Genomic DNA, 18,352 nt, shown 5'->3' on the forward strand with positions numbered 1-18,352 from the left:
CCACCTTGTCCACGACTGACAACCAACTGCGGGTCGGCATGGTCGGCTACGCGTTCATGGGCGCCGCGCACTCGCAGGCATGGCGGACCGTGAATCGAGTGTTCGACCTGCCGGCGCGGGCCCGGATGGTGGCCGTCTGCGGGCGTGATCCGGGAAAGGTGGCCGACGCCGCCGACCGGCTCGGCTGGGAGGAGCACACCACGGACTGGCGGGAACTGGTGACCCGCCCGGACATCGACGTGGTCGACATCTGCACACCGGGTGACAGCCACGCCGAGATCGCCCTCGCGGCGCTGGCCGCCGGCAAGCACGTGCTGTGCGAGAAGCCGCTGGCCAACACCGTCGCCGAGGCACGGGAGATGGCCGCTGCGGCAGCCACCGCCCGAGCCGGCGGGGCCCGCTCGATGTGCGGGTTCAACTACCGGCGCGTACCCGCGGTGGCGCTGATGCGTCAGCTGGTCGCCGACGGGCGGCTGGGGGTGATCCGGCACGTCCGGGCCAGCTACCTGCAGGACTGGATCGTGGACCCGCAGTTCCCGCTGGTCTGGCGGTTGCAGAAGGACCAGGCGGGCTCCGGCGCGCTGGGTGACATCGGTGCGCACATCATCGACCTGACCCAGCACGTCACCGGCCAGCGGATCGCCGGGGTCAGCGCGGTCACCGAGACGTTCGTCAAGGAGCGGCCGTTGCCGACCGGTTCGAGCGGGCTGGCGGCGCAGGCCGACGGTGCCGCCGCCACCGGACCGGTGACCGTCGACGACGCCGCGATCTTCGTGGCCCGACTCGACGGCGGCGCGCTGGCCACGTACGAGGCGACCCGGTTCGCCACCGGCCGCAAGAACGCCCTCCGGGTGGAGATCAACGGGTCGCTCGGCTCGGTGGTCTTCGACCTGGAGCGCCTCAACGAGCTGGAGTTCTACGACGCCACGCGCCCCACGGCCGAGCAGGGCTTCAGCCGGATCCTGGTGACCGAGAGCGAGCACCCGTACCTGTCGGCCTGGTGGCCGCCGGGCCACATCATCGGGTACGAGCACTCCTTCACCCACCAGATGCGTGACTTCATCGAGGCGGTGGCGACCGGCGTCGACCCGTCGCCCTCGTTCGTCGAGGCGTTGCAGGTGCAACTGGTGTTGGACGCGGTGGTCCGCTCGGCCGATCTGGGGTCCGCCTGGACCGAGGTGGAGCCGACGTTGGCGACGGTCGCCGCCTGAACCGCCTCCGGTACCGACCGGCGAGGGCCGGCCGCGGTTGCGCCCCGCGGCCGGAACGGGGTCGGTACCGGAGGTCGTGTCACCGGCCACCCGGCCCGGTGACACCCGTTACGCGGTGCCTCCGGTGCGGCCGGACCGGGATTCCCCGGCCGCACCGGAGCACCGCCACCGGCGGCAACGTCGCCGCCGGTCAGGAGATCCCGCCGGGTACGCACCACCCGATCTTCCCCGCCTCTGGGCGGACCTGTTCGCCATGAGTCCTCCGGCCCGGTCACCGACGCCGGTGGCCGACCGGTTGCGGGGGAGGCAGGGGCGCGACGCCGACCGCCCCTGCCTGCTAGCCCCGTCCGTCCGCACCGCCCGAATGCCGGCCGGCGTCGTCGCCGCCGACCTCGACGCCAGCCGGTGAGCTTCATCGGGCGGCGCGGCGGACGGGGCGCATCCGCCCGAAGTGATCCGAAGGAGCGCTATGCGTACGGGTGTCTGGCTGGTGGGGGCGCGCGGCTCGGTCGCGACCACCAGCATCGTCGGGGCGCTCGCCCTGCGGGCCGGTCTGACCGGGCCCACCGGGTGCGTCACCGAGCTGCCCGAGCTGCGCGGACCGGCCCTGCCGACCTTCGCCGAGCTGGTGTTCGGCGGGCACGACGTGGTCACCACACCGCTCGCCAAGCGCGCCGAGGCGCTCGCCACCGCCGGGGTGCTGCCGGCCCGCCTGGTCGCCGCGTTGACCGAGGAACTGGCCACCGTGGAACGCGATCTGCGGCCCGCGCCGATCGGCGGCAGTCAGGCCGACCGGGCCGCCGCGACCGTCCGCGACCTCGTCGACTTCCGCGAGTGGCACGGGCTGGACCGGGTGGTGGTGGTCAACGTCGCGGCCACCGAGCCGACGCCCCGACCCCACCCCGGCCACACCGACCCGGAGGCGCTGAGTGCCGCTCTCGCCGGCCCCGACGAGGTGCTGCCCCCCAGCTCCCTGTACGCGTACGCGGCGGTGACGGCCGGCTGCCCGTACGTCGACTTCACCCCGTCGACCGGGCTCCGGCTGCCGGCGTTGACCACGCTCGCCGACACGCACCGGGTGCCGTACGCCGGACACGACGGCAAGACCGGGGAGACGCTGCTCAAGTCGGTGCTCGCCCCGATGTTCGCGATGCGCCACCTCACCGTACGGTCCTGGTCCGGGCTCAACCTGCTCGGCGGCGGCGACGGCGCGACCCTCTCCGACCCGGCCGCCAACGCCGCCAAGGTCCGCAGCAAGCAGCGGGTACTCGGCGAGACGCTCGGCTACCTGCCGCAGGGCGACACCCGCATCGAGTACGTCGAGGAACTGGGCGACTTCAAGACCGCCTGGGACCTGATCACCTTCGCCGGCTTCCTGGGCACCGGCATGCGCCTGGAGTTCACCTGGCAGGGCTGCGACTCGGCGCTGGCCGCCCCGCTCGTGCTCGACCTGGCCCGGCTCACCGCCGCCGCACACGCCGCCGGGGTCACCGGGCCGCTGACCGATCTCGCCTTCTTCTTCAAGGACCCGCTCGGCACCGCCACCCACTCGCTCGGCGACCAGTGGACCCGACTCGCCGCGTTCACCCGTCGTCTGCACGCCGGAGGTCACGATGCCGCGCGTGGCTGACCTCGCCGAGCTGGTCCGGGCACCGGCCGCGCTCTCGGTGCCCGGGGACGTGGTGGCCGGTGCCGCGGCGGCCGGTGCGCTCGGCCCGCGTACGCCCGTGCTGGCCACCGCGTCGGTGCTGCTCTACTGGGCCGGGATGGCCGCCAACGACTGGGCGGACCGGCGGCTGGACGCGGTCGAGCGCCCCGAGCGGCCGATCCCCAGCGGCCGGGTCCACCCCGGTCTCGCGGTCGGTCTGGCCGCCGGGCTGACCGTGGCCGGTGTCGGGCTCGCCGCGCTGGGCGGCGGCCGTCGCGCCACCGCCGTCGCGGTGCCGTTGGCCGCCGCCGTCTGGGCGTACGACCTGGCGGCCAAGAACACCGCCGCCGGGCCCGCGGTGATGGCCACCTGCCGGGGACTGGACGTCCTGCTCGGTGCCGCCGGTGGCCGACCGGCCCGGGCGTTGCCGGCGGCGCTGACCGTCGCCGCGCACACCTGGACCGTCACCGCCCTGTCCCGCCGCGAGGTCACCGGCGCCGACCGGGCGCTGCCGAGACGTACCCTCGCCGGCACCGCGCTGGTCGCCGCGAGCGCCGCGTTGCCGTCCCGCCGGGGCGGGCCGACGGTCGCCGGCCGGGTGGCGGCGCTGCCCGGGGTACTCGCCGGTTGGTACGCCGTCCGGTACGGCACCGCACAGGCGCGGGTCGCCGCCGACCCGAGCGCCGGTCGGGTCCGCGCGGCGGTCGGCGCCGGCATCACCGGGCTGCCCGCGTTGCAGGGCGCGCTGACCGCGCGGGCCGGTGCCGGCCTGCTCGGGCTGGCGGTCGCCGCCGCCGCGCCGCTGGGCCGGCGACTGGCCCGGAAGGTCTCACCGACATGACCGCCGCCGGCTCCGCGAACCCCGGCGGGCTGCGTTTCGGGTACGGCACCAACGGCTTCGCCAACCACCGGCTGGATGACGCGCTGGCGGTCATCGCCGACCTCGGCTACACCGGCGTGGCACTCACCCTCGACCACGACCACCTCGACCCGTTCGCGCCGGGGCTGGCCCGCCGGGTCGACGCCGTCGGCCGCCGACTGGCCGACCTCGGTCTCGGCCTGGTGATCGAGACCGGGGCGCGGTACCTGCTCGACCCCTGGCACAAGCACGCGCCGACGCTGCTGCACGACGACCCCGCGCTGCGGATCGAGTTCCTGCGCCGCGCGGTGGCGATCGGCGCGGACCTGGACGCCGAGGCGGTCTCGTTCTGGGCCGGTGTCCGACCGGAGTCGGTCCCACCTGCGGTCGCCTGGGACCGCCTGGTCGCCGGCTGCGCGCCGGTGGTCGCGGCGGCCGACGCCGCCGGGGTGACTCTCGGCTTCGAGCCCGAGCCGGGCATGCTGGTCGAGGACATCGCCGACTGGCAACGCCTGTACGCGGCCCTCGGCGCCCCGCCCCCACTGGGCATCACCCTCGACATCGGACACTGTCGCTGCCTGGAGCCGATACCGGTGCCCGACTGCGTCCGCGCGGTCGCCGCGCACCTGGTCAACGTGCAGATCGACGACATGCGGCGAGGCGTGCACGAACACCTGGAGTTCGGTACCGGCGAGATCGACTTCCCGCCGGTGCTGGCCGCCCTGCGCGAGGTCGGCTACCGGGGCCTGGTCGCGGTCGAGCTGCCCCGGCACTCGCACGCCGCCCCCGGCGTCGCCGCCCGCTCGCTGGACTTCCTGCGCGCCGCCGCGTCGCCTGCCGCCGCGTCGACCGCCGGTGCGGGCGGGACGACCGTGGGTGTGGCCGGGATGGTGGCGGTGCCAGCGCCGGCGCCGCAGGCGACCGAGCACACCTCGGTGGGCGCCCTTTGCTCTGCTTCAACGGACGCAACGCCCGGCGTCCGATATCCGGACAGCGACCGTTGCGTGGGGTGAAGCAGAGCAAAGGGGCCGCACGGCAGTAGCGCGGGCGGCGCGAGAGCACCGGAAGCGCCGACCGGCAGGGCAGCGAACAGCAGAGCACCGGAAGTGCCGAACGGCAGGAGCGGAAGGGGTGCGGACGGCGATGACACCGGACGAACTGCGGGCGGCCCTGCGGGGCGTACCCGATCCGGAGTGGCTGGCGACGGCGCTGCGGCGCGTCGCGGCCGAGCCGGCGACGATCGCGCGGCTCTTTCCCGCCGCCGGTCGGCACTGCGGCCGGGCCGAGCTGCCCGACCTGCCCGGTTGGACCGCCGACGAGGCGGCCCGGGCGCTGTTGCTGACCGCCCTGGCGACCGGGCACGCCGAGCGGGCCGAGACGCTGTACCGGACCGGTGACGCCGCCGAGAAACGGGCGGTGCTCAAGGCGTTGCCGCTGCTGCCGATCGGTACGGCCGGGGTGCCGCTGCTACACGACGCGATCCGCACCAACGACACCCGACTCGTCGCCGCCGCACTGGGCCCGTACGCCCGCTACCTCGACGCGCCGGCCTGGCGGCAGGCGGTGCTCAAGTGCGTCTTCAGCGGCGTACCGCTGGCCGTGGTGGCCGACCTCGACGCCCGCGCCGACGGGGAACTGGCGCAGATGCTCGGCGCGCTGGCCGACGAGCGGCGGGCCGCCGGGCGGGAGATGCCCGCCGACTCCGTCGCGCTGCTGGACCGGCTGACCACCCACCACAGGGAGGTGTGATGCGGATCTTCGACCCGCACATCCACATGACGTCCCGCACCACCGACGACTACGAGCGGATGGCCGCCGCGGGGGTCCGGGCGGTGGTCGAGCCGGCGTTCTGGCTCGGCCAGCCACGGACCAGCGTCGGTTCGTTCACCGACTACTTCGACTCGCTGGTCGGCTGGGAGCCGTTCCGGGCCGGGCAGTTCGGCGTACGTCACCATGCCACGATCGCGCTCAACCCGAAGGAGGCCAACGACCCGCGTTGCCGGGAGGTGCTCGACGTGCTGCCCCGCTACCTGGAGAAGGACGGCGTGGTGGCGGTCGGCGAGATCGGGTACGACTCGATGACGCCGGAGGAGGACGAGGTGTTCGCCGCCCAGCTCGCGCTGGCCGTGGCGCACGAACTGCCGGCGCTGGTGCACACCCCGCACCGGGACAAGGCCCGGGGCGTCGAACGTACCCTCGCGGTGGTCGCCGAGTCGGGGATCGGGGCGGGGTGGGTGGTGGTCGACCACCTCAACGAGGTGACCGTCCGTGCCGTGCGGGACAGCGACTGCTGGCTCGGGTTCTCCATCTACCCCGACACGAAGATGTCGCCGCCCCGGATGGTCGAGCTGCTCAGGGCGTACGGGACCGAGCGGGTGCTGGTCAACTCGGCGGCCGACTGGGGGCGCTCGGATCCGCTGCTGACCCGGGCCACCGGTGAGGCGATGCTGGCGGCCGGGTTCAGCGACGACGACGTGGACCTGGTGCTGTGGCGCAACCCGGTCGAGTTCTACGGCCAGTCCGGCCGACTCGACCTCAGCGACGTGGACGCCGAGCCGACCTTCGCCGGCAACTCGATCCTACGCGGCGGCGGCTGATGCGGTTCCGTCATCCGGGCGGGCGCACCGTGCACCTCGGGTACTGCACCAACGTGCACGCCGCCGAGGATCTCGCCGGCATCGTCGCCCAACTCGACCGCTACGCGCTGCCGATCCGGGAGACGCTCGGCAGCGACCTGCTCGGCCTCGGCCTGTGGCTGGCCGCCCCGGTCGCCGCCGAACTCGCCGCCGACCCGGACGCCCGCCGTCGCCTGCGCACCGAGCTGACCGTGCGCGGGCTGGAGGTGGTCACCCTCAACGGCTTCCCGTACGCGGCGTTCCAGGCACCCGTGGTCAAGGGCGCGGTGTACCTGCCCGACTGGACCGACGCGCAGCGACTGCGGTACACCCTGGACCTGGCCCGGGTGCTGGCCGACCTGCTGCCCGACGACGCCGTGCGGGGCTCCGTCTCCACCCTGCCGCTGGCCTGGCGTACCCCCTGGGACACCGCCCGTGCCGACGCGGCCCGGCACCGCCTGGACCAGCTCGCCGCCGGGCTCGCCACGGTGGAGCGGGAGACCGGCCGGACGGTGCGGGTCGGCTTCGAGCCGGAGCCCGGCTGTGTCGTGGAGAGCAGCGCCCAGGCGGTCACCGCACTGTCCGGCATGGACACCGAGCGCCTCGGTGTCTGCCTGGACCTCGCCCACCTCGCCTGTGCCTGGGAGGACCCGGCCGCCGCCCTCGACCGGTTGGCCGCCGCCGGGCTGCCGGTGGTGAAGGTGCAGGTGTCCGCCGCGTTGGAGGCGGCCGACCCGGTCGGCGACGCCGCCGCGCTGCGCCGCTGGGTCGAACCGCGCTTCCTGCACCAGACCCGCTCCGCGAGCTGCGCCACCGCCAGCCCGGCGGGCTTGTCGTCGGCGGCGGGGGACCCGGCCGACCCGGCGTGGGCGGCCGACGACCTGGACGCGGCGCTCGACGCCGGGCTGCCCGGCCCGTGGCGGGTGCACTACCACGTGCCGCTGCACGCCCCGCCCGAGCCGCCGCTGGGCTCGACGCTGCCGGTGCTGCGCGCCGCGCTGGCCGGGCTGCTCGGTGGCGTCGACGCGGGCTGTGACCATCTCGACGTCGAGACGTACACCTGGGGGGTGCTGCCGGTCCGGCGGCGCCCGCGCACCCACGCGGAGTTGGCCGCCGGGATCGCCGCCGAACTGGCCTTCACCCGCGACGAACTGGTCGCCCTCGGGCTGACCCCGACCGAAGCGGTGGTGACGCCGTGACCGAGCCTGGAGGAGCGTCGTGAGCCGACCCCTGGTGGTGCTGGACGTGGTGGGACTGACCCCCCGGCTGCTGGCGCACATGCCCCGGCTCCGGGCGGTCGCCGACGCCGGTTTCCAGGCCGAACTGGGCACGGTGCTGCCGGCGGTGACCTGCTCGGCGCAGTCGACGTTCCTGACCGGGGCGCTCCCGGCCGAGCACGGGATCGTCGGCAACGGGTGGTACTTCCGGGACCTCGGCGAGGTGCTGCTGTGGCGGCAGCACCACGCGCTGGTCGGCGGGGAGAAGCTGTGGCAGGCGGCCCGCCGGGCCGAGCCCGGCTACACCGTGGCGAACGTCTGCTGGTGGTACGCGATGGGCGCGGACGTGAACTGGACGGTCACGCCCCGGCCGGTCTACCACGCCGACGGCCGCAAGGAACCGGACTGCTACACCGACCCGCCCGAGCTGCACGACCGGCTCACCGCCCGGCTGGGCACGTTCCCGCTGTTCACCTACTGGGGCCCGGGTGCCGGGCTGCCCTCGTCACAGTGGATCTGCCGGGCCGCCCAACAGATCGTCGAGGAAGAGGCCCCGGACCTGACCCTGGTCTACGTCCCGCACCTCGACTACGACCTGCAACGTTTCGGCCCCGCCTCGACCCGGGCCGCCGAGGCGGCGGCCGAGCTGGACGGCGTACTCGGGCCGCTGCTGGACGCCGCACGGGACCGGGGAGCGACCGTGGTGGTGCTGTCGGAGTACGGCATCACCGACGTCTCCCGGCCGGTCGACGTCAACCGGCTGCTGCGGGCCGAGGGGCTGCTGCGCGTCTACACGCAGGCCGGGATGGAGTACCTGGACCCGTGGACGTCGCGGGCCTTCGCGGTCGCCGACCACCAGGTCGCCCACGTGTACGTGCGGGACCCGGCCGACGTCCCGGCGGTGGCGAGACTCTGCGCCGGGCTGTCCGGGGTGGCCGAGGTGCTCGACGCCGACGGCAAGGCGGCGTACGGGCTGGACCATCCGCGCGCCGGTGAACTGGTGCTGGTCGCCGAGCCGGACGCCTGGTTCACCTACTACTACTGGCACGACGACGCCCGCGCGCCGGACTTCGCCCGGCTGGTCGAGATCCACCGCAAACCCGGGTACGACCCGGCGGAGCTGTTCTTCGATCCGGCCGCGCCCGGTGCGGCGAAGCGACGGGCCGGGGTGGCCCTGGCCCGCAAGAAGCTCGGCATGCGGTATCTGATGAGCGTGGTCGGCCTGGACGCCGGGGCCGCCGCGGTACGAGGTTCGCACGGCCGACTGCCCGCCGACCCCGCCGACGGGCCGGTGCTGCTCTGCTCCGATCTCTCGGCGGCGCGGGACCGGATCGCTGCCACGGAGGTGAAGGGGCTGCTGCTGCATCTGGCCGGGCTCCCGGTGCGGTGACCGTCGAGGTGCCGTCCGCCGACGCGGACGCGTTACGGGCCCGGTTCGACGCCGAGCTGACCGGCTTCCTCGACCGGCAGGACCCGGACTGGCCGGACGGCGCGCCCCGGGGCGTCTTCACCACCCTGCACCGGTTCGTGCTGGCCGGCGGCAAGCGGCTCCGACCGCTCTTCTGTTACTGGGGCTGGCGGGGGGCCGGTGGTCCGGACGGCACCCCGATCGTGACCGCCGCCGCGGCGCTGGAGCTGTTCCACGCGTTCGCGCTGATCCACGACGACATCCTGGACGGCAGCGACCGCCGCCGGGGTGAACCCTCGGTGCACCGGATCTTCGCCGACCTGCACACCCGCTCGTCGTGGCGGGGCGACCCCGAGGCGTACGGGCGCAACACCGCCCTGCTCTGCGGCGATCTCTGCGCGGCCTGGTCGGACCAGATGTTCCACGAGTGCGGGCTGGCCGCCGAGGCGGTGCACCGGGGGTACGGCGTCTTCGCGCTGATGCGGACCGAGGTGATCGCGGGGGAGTACCTCGACCTGGTGTCCGGCGTCGGTGACGGGTCGGTGGCCAGCGCGCTCACGGTGATCCGGATGAAGGCGGCCCGCTACACGGTGACCCGGCCCCTGCAGATCGGTGCCACCCTGGCCGGCGCGCCACCCGAACTGCTCGCCGCGCTGGTCGAGTTCGGCGACCCGCTGGGGGACGCCTTCCAGCTCCGCGACGACGTGCTCGGGGTGTTCGGTGACCCGGCGGTCACCGGCAAGTCCGTCCTGGACGACCTGCGTGAGGGGAAGCCGACGGTGATGATGGCACTCGCCCGCGCCGCCGCCGACCGGTCGCAGAGCACCCGGCTGCGCGAGTTGTTCGGCAACCCGGACCTGGACGGTGACGGTGCCGCAGAGCTGCGGAAGATCATCGAGAGCACCGGTGCCCGGGACGAGATCGAGCGGATGATCCGACGGTGTGCCGAGGCCGCGCTGGCCGTGCTGGCGCACGTTCCGGTGACCCCGGAGAGCCGCGCCGCACTGAGCGCGCTGGCCACACAGGCAATCGACCGTCGGCACTGACCCGTAGCGCGGGCGACTTTCGATCAAACTGACGAAAGTCGATGCCGGTTCGGCGGAAGATATAGACACATTGACTTATGTCGCTTAGTGTTGGCGCCAGCACCGGATTGTTTCGTCGAGGTGAACCGGCGGCGCGGGAACCCACGACAGCACCACCGCACCCCTCCCGCTACGGCATCCGGCGCGACGGCGCGCGCCCCGCCCTGGCAGTCACTCGTCAGGAAGGGACAGGACACGCATGTCCACCCACCACCACCGCCACCCCGCACGGTGGCTCACCGGCGCCTCGGCGCTGATGCTGGCCCTCACGGCCGGCACGGTGGCCCTCGGCGCCGGACCGGCCGCCCTCGGCGGCCCCACCCCGGCCCAGGCCCACCCCATCGTCGCCACCGACTTCCAGCAGGTCACCCTCGCCAAGGGCGTGGCCGAGGTCGGCGAGCCGATGACCCTCGCGGTGCTGCCCGACCGCTCGGTCCTGCACACCGCCCGCAACGGCACGCTGCGCCGCACCGACGCGGCCGGCACCACCACCGTGATCGGCACCATCCCCGTCTACACCCATGACGAGGAAGGGTTGCAGGGCGTCGGCGTCGACCCCAACTTCACCAGCAACCGGCACGTCTTCCTCTACTACGCCCCGCCGCTGTCCACCCCGTCCGGCGACGCCCCGGCGACCGCCAGCGACTTCTCCGCCTGGCGCGGCGTCAACCGGCTGTCCCGGTTCACCCTCAACGCCGACTTCACGCTCAACCAGTCCAGCAAGGTCGACGTGCTGGACGTGGCCGCCGACCGGGGCATGTGCTGCCACGTCGGCGGCGACATCGACTTCGACGCCGCCGGCAACCTGTACCTCTCCACCGGCGACGACACCAACCCGTTCGACTCCGCCGGGTACTCCCCGATCGACGAACGGACCAACCGCAACCCGGCGTACGACGCGCAACGCAGCGCGGCCAACACCAACGACCTGCGCGGCAAGATCCTGCGGATCAAGGTCAACGCCAATGGGACGTACTCGATCCCGGCCGGCAACCTGTTCGCCCCCGGCACGGCCGGCACCCGCCCCGAGATCTACGCCATGGGCCTGCGCAACCCGTTCCGGATGAGCGTCGACAAGGCCACCGGCATCGTCTACGTCGGCGACTACGGGCCGGACGCCGGCTCCACCACCAGCCGGGGCCCCAGCGGCCAGGTCGAGTTCAACCGGATCACCGCGCCCGGCTTCTACGGTTGGCCGTACTGCACCGGCACCAACACCTCGAACGAGACGTACGCCGAGTGGAACTTCTCCAACGGCACCGCCGGCCCGAAGTACAACTGCACCGGCGGAGCGACCAACAACTCGTTCCGTAACACCGGCCTGACCACCCTGCCGGCTGCCAAACCCTCCTGGATCCGGTACGCCGGAGACGCCGGCAGCCCCCCGGAGTTCGGCAGCGGCTCCGAGTCGCCCGCCGCCGGCCCGGTCTACCGCTACGACGCCGCGTCCACGTCCACCACCAAGTGGCCGCAGAGCTTCGACGGCCAGTTCTTCGCCGGTGAGTTCGGACGCGGCTGGATCAAGCCGATCCACGTCAACAGCGACGGCTCGGTGGGCACCATCGACGCGTCCTTCCCATGGAACGGCAAGCAGGTCATGGACATGGCCTTCGGGCCGGACGGTGCGCTCTACGTGCTCGACTACGGCACCGGGTACTACAACGGCGACGCCAACTCCGCGCTCTACCGCTACGACTACGTCGGCGGCGGAAACCGGGCCCCGACGGCGGTGGCGTCGGCGAACCGGACCTCCGGAATTGCCCCGTTGACCGTCAACTTCTCCTCGGCCGGGTCGTCGGACCCGGAGGGTGGGGCGTTGACCTACTCGTGGGCGTTCGGTGACGGCACCACCTCGACGGCCGCCAACCCGAGCAAGACGTACACCGCCAACGGCACGTACAACGCCACGCTGACCGTCCGCGACCCGCAGGGCGCCACCGGCAACGCCAGCGTGCAGATCCGGGTCGGCAACACCGCGCCCACGGTCACCATCAACGGCCCGGTCAACGGCTCGCTGTTCTCCTTCGGCGACACCGTGCCGTTCAGCATCACCGTCACCGACCCGGAGGACGGCACGATCGACTGCACCAAGGTCCGGATGACCTACGTGCTGGGCCACGACAGCCACGGCCACCAGATCACCTCGCAGACCGGCTGCTCCGGCTCCATCACCATCCCGGTCGACGGTGAACACGACTACGCGGCGAACATCTTCGCGATCTTCGACGCCGAGTACACCGACACCGGCGGGCTCACCACCCACACCCAGCACACCCTCCAGCCGCGCAGCCGGCAGGCCGAGCACTACAAGACCTCGTCGGGCATCACGGTCTTCGACAAGACCCCGGCCGAGGGCGGCAAGACGGTCGGCAACATCAACAACGGCGACTGGATCGCGTTCGAGCCGTACCGGATCAACAACGTGACGTCGTTCAGCGCCCGGGTCTCCTCGGCCGGCTCCGGCGGCACCCTCCAGGTCCGCGCCGGCTCGGCCACCGGCACCGTGCTCGGCTCGGCCACCGTCCCGGTGACCGGCGGTTGGGAGACGTTCACGACCGTGAGCGGCGCGATCACCAACCCGCCGAGCGGCACCACCACGCTCTATCTCACGTTCGCCGGCACCGGCACCGGAACGCTCTACGACCTGGACTCGTTCACCTTCACCACGGGCAGCGGGAACACCGGCGGCACCGGCCCGATCACCGGGCTGGCCGGCAAGTGCCTGGACGTGCGGAACGCGGCCACCGCCGACGGTACGCAGATCCAGATCTACACCTGCAACGGCAGCACCGCGCAGACCTGGTCGGTGACGCCGAACTCGACGATCCGGGCGTTGGGCAAGTGCCTGGACGTGAACGGTGGCGCCTCGGCCGACGGTACGAAGATCCAGCTCTGGACGTGTAACGGCTCCGGCGCGCAGAACTGGTCGGCGCAGTCGAACGGGACGCTGCGCAATCCGCAGACGGGCAAGTGCCTGGACGTGTCGAACAACAGCTCGGCCGACGGTCAGGCGGTCCACCTCTGGACCTGTCACACCAACGCCAACCAGCGCTGGGTCCTGCCCTGACGAAAGCAGGGGTCCCCTGCTAACGCCTGGCGTTGTACAGGGGACCCCTGCTCACACCACGAACCGTAAGGAGAGCGACATGCGCACACTCCTCAGAAGACCCGCCGCCGGCCTGGCCACCGCGGTCCTCGCCGTCCTCGCCTGCACCGCACCGGCCACCCCGGCCAGCGCCGCCGACGCCCCGTACGACGTGCTGGTCTTCTCCAAGACCGCCGGCTTCCGGCACGACTCCATCGCGGTCGGCACCCAGGCCATCCGCGACCTGGGCGCGGCGAACAGCTTCACCGTCACCGCCACCGAGGACGCCGCCGCGTTCACCACCGGCAACCTCGCCCAGTACGAGGCGGTCGTCTTCCTCAACACCACCGGTGACGTGCTCAACGCCACCCAGCAGACCGCCTTCGAGTCGTACATCAACGCAGGCGGTGGATTCGTCGGCGTGCACGCCGCCGCCGACACCGAGTACGGCTGGTCCTTCTACGGCAACCTGGTCGGCGCGTACTTCCGCTCGCACCCGGCGATCCAGCAGGCCACCGTACGGGTCGAGAACCGCGCCCACGCGGCCACCGCACACCTGCCGCAGAACTGGGTACGCACCGACGAGTGGTACGACTTCCAGACCAACCCCCGCTCCGGCGCGCGCGTGCTGGCGAACCTGAACGAGTCGACGTACTCGGGTGGGGTGATGGGTGCCGACCACCCGATCGCCTGGTGCAAGACGGTCAGCGCCGGGCGGTCCTTCTACACCGGCGGCGGCCACACCCAGGCCTCGTACGCCGAGTCGGCGTTCCGGGCGCACCTGCTCGGCGGCATCCGGTACGCGGCCGGTCGCACCAAGGCCGACTGCCGCCCGGAGACCGGCTACACCGCCCTCTACAACGGCTCGACCACCGGCTGGTCCCAGGCCGGACCGGGCAGCTTCACCAACTCGGACGCCACGCTGACCTCGGTCGGCGGGATGGGCCTGTACTGGTACAGCGCGAAGCAGTTCACGAACTACTCGCTCAAGCTGGACTGGCGGCTCGCCGGGGACGACAACTCGGGCGTCTTCATCGGCTTCCCGCCGTCGAGCGATCCGAACTCGGCCATCAACAACGGCTACGAGGTGCAGATCGACCCCACCGACACCGCCGACCGGACCACCGGCGCGGTCTACGGCTTCAAGTCCGCCGACCTCGCCGCCCGCGACGCCGCGCTGAACCCGGCGGGGGAGTGGAACACCTACGAACTGCTGGTGGAGGGGGAGCGGCTCCAGGTCTTCCTGAACGGGTCGAAGATCAACGACTTCACCAACACCGATCCGGTACGGTCGCTCGCCGGACACATCGGCATCCAGAACCACGGTACGGGTGACGACGCGTTCTTCCGCAACATCCGGATCAAGGAGTTGGGCGGCACGAACCCGCCGCCCACCGGAACCGGCCGGATCACCGGTCTGGCGGGCAAGTGCCTGGACGTACGCAACGGTGCCACGGCCGACGGTACGCAGATCCAGATCTGGACCTGCAACGGCAGCACCGCGCAGACCTGGTCGGTGACGCCGAACTCGACGATCCGGGCGTTGGGCAAGTGCCTGGACGTCAACGGTGGCGCCTCGGCCGACGGCACCAAGATCCAGCTCTGGACGTGCAACGGTTCCGGCGCGCAGAACTGGTCGGCGCAGTCGAACGGGACGCTGCGCAACCCGCAGACGGGCAAGTGCCTGGACGTGTCGAACAACAGCTCGGCCGACGGTCAGGCGGTCCACCTCTGGACCTGTCACACCAACGCCAACCAGCGCTGGGTCCTGCCCTGACGAAAGCAGGGGTCCCCTGCTAACGCCTGGCGTTGTACAGGGGACCCCTCCTTACACCCACCGCGCGCTGCGCGGCACCTTGCACAACCGCGCGGCACCTTCCGCAACGGTGCGGCACGCGCCTAGAGTGAAGGCGGCGACCGCGAGGTGGCCGGTGCACCGACGGGAGGCGCAACCCGTCGGTCCCAGGTGCCACCGCGCCCACCGGTCCATCCCCTCGCAGGCCGCCACGTCCGGCCGCCCTCGCCCCGGTCACGCAGGTACGGAATCCCCACCACACGCACAGGGGAGAAGAACTATGGCGCGACCGATCACGCTGTTCACCGGCCAGTGGGCCGACCTTCCGTTCGACGAGGTGTGCCGGCTCGCCGCCGAGTGGGGCTACGACGGGCTGGAGATCGCCTGCTGGGGCGACCACTTCGAGGTCGACAAGGCACTGGCCGACGACTCGTACGTCGACCGCAAACGGGAGACGCTGGCCAAGCACAACCTCCAGGTCTTCACGATCTCCAACCACCTCGTCGGCCAGGCGGTCTGCGACCACCCGATCGACGAACGGCACCAGGGCATCCTGCCGGCCAGGATCTGGGGCGACGGCGAACCCGAGGGCGTACGCCAGCGGGCCGCCGAGGAGATCAAGGACACCGCCCGCGCGGCGGCGAAGCTCGGCGTCAACACCGTCGTCGGCTTCACCGGCTCGTCGATCTGGCACACCCTGGCGATGTTCCCGCCCGTGCCGCCGTCGATGATCGAGCGTGGCTACCAGGACTTCGCCGACCGGTGGAACCCGATCCTGGACGTCTTCGACTCCGTCGGGGTCCGGTTCGCCCACGAGGTGCACCCGAGCGAGATCGCGTACGACTACTACACCACCAGGCGCACCCTGGAGGCGATCGGGCACCGGGAGGCGTTCGGGCTGAACTGGGACCCGTCGCACTTCGTCTGGCAGGAGCTGGACCCGGTCAACTTCATCTTCGACTTCGCCGACCGGATCTACCACGTCGACTGCAAGGACGCGAAGGTACGCACCGGCGACGGTCGGCGCGGCCGGCTGGCCTCGCACCTGCCCTGGGCGGACCTGCGGCGCGGCTGGGACTTCGTCTCCACCGGGCACGGCGACGTGCCGTGGGAGGACTGCTTCCGCGCCCTGAACGCGATCGGCTACGACGGGCCGATCTCGATCGAGTGGGAGGACGCCGGCATGGACCGGCTGGTCGGTGCTCCCGAGGCACTCCAGTTCGTCCGTCGCCTCGCCTTCGACGCCCCGTCCGCCGCCTTCGACGCCGCGTTCAGCAGCAAGGACTGATCCCCGCCGACTCGGCAGTACGAGCTGATCCCGCCGACCGGGGGCCGATCCTCCGGCCCCCGGTCGACGCACGCCGCTCAGCCGACGGTGAAGACGTGCTCGCTGGCCAGCCGGGCCGCGCCCACCAGGCCGGCCCGGTCGGCCAGGTCGGAGAGGACCACCGGCATGGTGCCGGTGGCCGTCGGTGCCGACCGGCGGTAGACCACGCCCCGTACCTCGGCGAGCAGGATGTGCCCGAGCCCTTCCGGCGCGCCGCCGATCACCACGATCCCCGGGTTGAAGAAGCTGACCAGACCGACGAGCACCTGGCCGAGGCGGCGCGCGGCGTCGCGTACCAGTGCCTGGGCCGTCGGGTCCCCGGCGAGCGCGGCGGCGGCCACGTCCGACACGGTCAGCGTGCCGGCGTCGGCCAACCGCGCGGCCAGCGGCGCGCAGCGGCCGGTCCGTGCCGCGGCCGTCGCGGCCCGGGTCAGCCCGGCGTCGCCGCAGTACGCCTCCAGGCAGCCGACCTCCCCGCAGGCGCAGATCGGCCCGTCCTCGGAGAGCGGCAGGTGCGCGATGTCGCCGGCGCTGCTGGTCGATCCGCGGTACAGCGTGCCGCCGAGCACCAGTCCGCAGCCGATCGACGTGCCCAGCTTCAGATAGAGGAAGTCGTCGAAGGTGCGGCCGATTCCGGCGTGCTGCTCGCCCAGCGCCAGCACGTTCGCGTCGTTGTCGACCAGCGCCGGGCAGCCCAGCTCGGCGGCGAAGGCGTCCCGGACCGGGAAGCGCTGCCAGCCGGGCAGCGCGGTCGGCGCGATGGAGGCGCCGTCGTCGACCGGCCCGGGCAACGCGACACCGACACCGGTGGGTTCGGCGCCTCCCGACTCGGCGCGGAGCTTGCCGGCCAGTTCGACGCACCGCCCGATCACCGGCTCGGGTCCCTGGCGGACGTCGGCCGGCTCGCTCGCCTCGGCCAGCACGTTCAACTCACCGTCGGTGACCGCCACGCTGATCCGGTCGGTCCCGACGAGCACGCCGACGAACCGCACCCCGGCGGCGAGCCGGAGCAGGGACGAGCGCCGTCCGCCCCGGGACGCGGCCGGGCCGGCGGTCTCGATCAGGCCGCGGGCGACGAGGCGATCCAGTTCGGTGGTGAGAGTGGTACGCGACAGGCCGAGCAGGTCACCCAGCTCGACCCGGGAACGCGGGCCCTCGTCGCGCAGCAGCCGGACGAGTCGCGCCTGCTGCGGGTTCTCCGGCCGGAGAAGGGCCATCCCCACCACCTCCGGTCCGGAGTCTTCCACGACGGTGTTTCGGCACTGTGGCCGGAATCGTCCGCCCGGTGCCTGCGCTGTCCGGTCCTGGGCGCGCCCTGCTCTGTCCCGCTGCGCCCGGTCCGGCCCGCCCTGGTTCTCGACCTTCGGCCGGCACCTCCTGCCTTGGCCCGTGTGCCCCGACCTGGCGCGACCGGCACCTGTCCGGGCACGACGAGTGGGCGGCGAGGGGCGGGAGGTGCTGTGGAGACGGGGGGATCGTGAGGTGGGTAGATTTGTTGTCGCTCCAGCGACAACAAATCTACCCACCTCGTCGCTCGGCTCAGCCGAGTGCGGCCGGACGTCGCGCCCGGAGCCCGCGTCGATCGGCGAGCGGCGGGTACACGGCGACGGGCCCGGCCGCCGAGGTGGCGGCCGGGCCCGTTCGCGTACGGCTCTAGAGAGTGCTGCCGTTGGTGCCGGTCGGCTTGCGGGGGGTGGCCGACGTCGAGCTGGTCGCGCTCGACGAGCTGCCGCCCGCCTTGCTGCCCGCCGTCGCCGGAGTGCCGGCGTAGGTGTCGTCCGCCGGGGTCAGCCCGTGCTTGCCGTTGCTGTGCAGCTTCTCGCCCAGCTTGGAGTGCTCGAGCTTGTCCTTGCCCTCCTGGTAGAGGCGGTTGGCCTGGGCCTGCGCGACCCCGGCCGCCTCCTGGACCGTCGGGTGGTCGAGGACCTTGCGGCCCTGGATCACCAGCTCCTCGTACTTCTCACGGCCGGCACGGGCGCCCAGGACGAACCCCGCAGCCAGCCCGCCAAGGAACATGATCTTTCCGCGCATGGCGGCTCCTTTCGTACCTGGCGCGCTCTCTTCCGCCTCCCGGAGGCCGGGCGGTGGTCGATCGAACTCGC

Annotated in this window: 14 protein-coding genes; 12 read left to right on the forward strand and 2 right to left on the reverse strand. The window is 72.7% G+C overall.

Annotated features, from left to right (window positions below):
* The first annotated feature begins 5 nt into the window (after nucleotides 1-5).
* From ABZ738_RS22965 to ABZ738_RS23020, 12 genes are all read left to right on the forward strand, one after another.
* Nucleotides 6-1,211, forward strand: a complete 1,206-nt coding sequence (locus ABZ738_RS22965) for a Gfo/Idh/MocA family oxidoreductase (RefSeq protein ID WP_131053887.1) — start codon at nucleotides 6-8, stop codon at nucleotides 1,209-1,211.
* Nucleotides 1,212-1,680: 469 nt separating this feature from the next.
* Nucleotides 1,681-2,841, forward strand: a complete 1,161-nt coding sequence (locus ABZ738_RS22970; protein WP_131053888.1) for an inositol-3-phosphate synthase — start codon at nucleotides 1,681-1,683, stop codon at nucleotides 2,839-2,841.
* The gene (locus tag ABZ738_RS22975; protein ID WP_357216183.1) at nucleotides 2,825-3,700 is read left to right on the forward strand and encodes an SCO3242 family prenyltransferase; all 876 of its coding nucleotides are present in this window, start codon (nucleotides 2,825-2,827) and stop codon (nucleotides 3,698-3,700) included. Before ABZ738_RS22970 ends, ABZ738_RS22975 begins: the two co-directional genes overlap by 17 nt.
* On the forward strand, nucleotides 3,697-4,731 hold the full coding sequence (locus ABZ738_RS22980) for a sugar phosphate isomerase/epimerase family protein (RefSeq protein WP_357216186.1): 1,035 nt from the start codon (nucleotides 3,697-3,699) through the stop codon (nucleotides 4,729-4,731). The genes ABZ738_RS22975 and ABZ738_RS22980 overlap by 4 nt, the downstream gene beginning before the upstream one ends.
* Before the next feature lie 130 nt (nucleotides 4,732-4,861).
* Nucleotides 4,862-5,467, forward strand: coding sequence for an EboA domain-containing protein (locus ABZ738_RS22985; protein WP_357216188.1), 606 nt, complete (start codon nucleotides 4,862-4,864; stop codon nucleotides 5,465-5,467).
* Nucleotides 5,467-6,315, forward strand: a complete 849-nt coding sequence (locus tag ABZ738_RS22990) for a TatD family hydrolase (protein ID WP_357216191.1) — start codon at nucleotides 5,467-5,469, stop codon at nucleotides 6,313-6,315. The genes ABZ738_RS22985 and ABZ738_RS22990 overlap by 1 nt, the downstream gene beginning before the upstream one ends.
* Nucleotides 6,315-7,532 carry a metabolite traffic protein EboE gene (gene eboE, locus ABZ738_RS22995; protein WP_357216194.1) on the forward strand — a complete coding sequence of 406 codons (1,218 nt, stop codon included), beginning with the start codon at nucleotides 6,315-6,317 and terminating at the stop codon, nucleotides 7,530-7,532. The genes ABZ738_RS22990 and eboE overlap by 1 nt, the downstream gene beginning before the upstream one ends.
* A gap of 19 nt (nucleotides 7,533-7,551) precedes the next feature.
* Nucleotides 7,552-8,940, forward strand: coding sequence for a nucleotide pyrophosphatase/phosphodiesterase family protein (locus ABZ738_RS23000; RefSeq protein ID WP_357216197.1), 1,389 nt, complete (start codon nucleotides 7,552-7,554; stop codon nucleotides 8,938-8,940).
* Nucleotides 8,937-10,004 (forward strand): polyprenyl synthetase family protein, encoded by a 1,068-nt coding sequence (locus ABZ738_RS23005; RefSeq protein WP_357216200.1) that lies wholly within the window; start codon nucleotides 8,937-8,939, stop codon nucleotides 10,002-10,004. Before ABZ738_RS23000 ends, ABZ738_RS23005 begins: the two co-directional genes overlap by 4 nt.
* Nucleotides 10,005-10,242: 238 nt before the next feature.
* A complete protein-coding gene (locus ABZ738_RS23010) occupies nucleotides 10,243-13,110 on the forward strand; it encodes a PQQ-dependent sugar dehydrogenase (protein ID WP_131054506.1) in 2,868 nt (955 codons plus the stop codon).
* 79 nt (nucleotides 13,111-13,189) lie between these two features.
* Complete coding sequence (locus ABZ738_RS23015; protein ID WP_176095013.1) at nucleotides 13,190-14,905, forward strand: lectin; 1,716 nt, start codon at nucleotides 13,190-13,192, stop codon at nucleotides 14,903-14,905.
* 298 nt (nucleotides 14,906-15,203) lie between these two features.
* On the forward strand, nucleotides 15,204-16,211 hold the full coding sequence (locus tag ABZ738_RS23020) for a sugar phosphate isomerase/epimerase family protein (RefSeq protein WP_131054505.1): 1,008 nt from the start codon (nucleotides 15,204-15,206) through the stop codon (nucleotides 16,209-16,211).
* Between the two features lie 77 nt (nucleotides 16,212-16,288).
* On the opposite strand, the gene ABZ738_RS23025 is transcribed toward ABZ738_RS23020, so the two are convergent.
* Nucleotides 16,289-17,467 (reverse strand): ROK family transcriptional regulator, encoded by a 1,179-nt coding sequence (locus tag ABZ738_RS23025; protein ID WP_357216205.1) that lies wholly within the window; start codon nucleotides 17,465-17,467, stop codon nucleotides 16,289-16,291.
* A 436-nt stretch (nucleotides 17,468-17,903) separates the two neighbouring features.
* Nucleotides 17,904-18,281: a hypothetical protein gene (locus ABZ738_RS23030; RefSeq protein WP_131053924.1), complete on the reverse strand. Its 378-nt coding sequence runs from the start codon at nucleotides 18,279-18,281 to the stop codon at nucleotides 17,904-17,906.
* Nucleotides 18,282-18,352 lie beyond the last annotated feature (71 nt).

It is taken from the genome of Micromonospora sp. NPDC047793 (assembly GCF_040642635.1).
Classification (GTDB): domain Bacteria; phylum Actinomycetota; class Actinomycetes; order Mycobacteriales; family Micromonosporaceae; genus Micromonospora.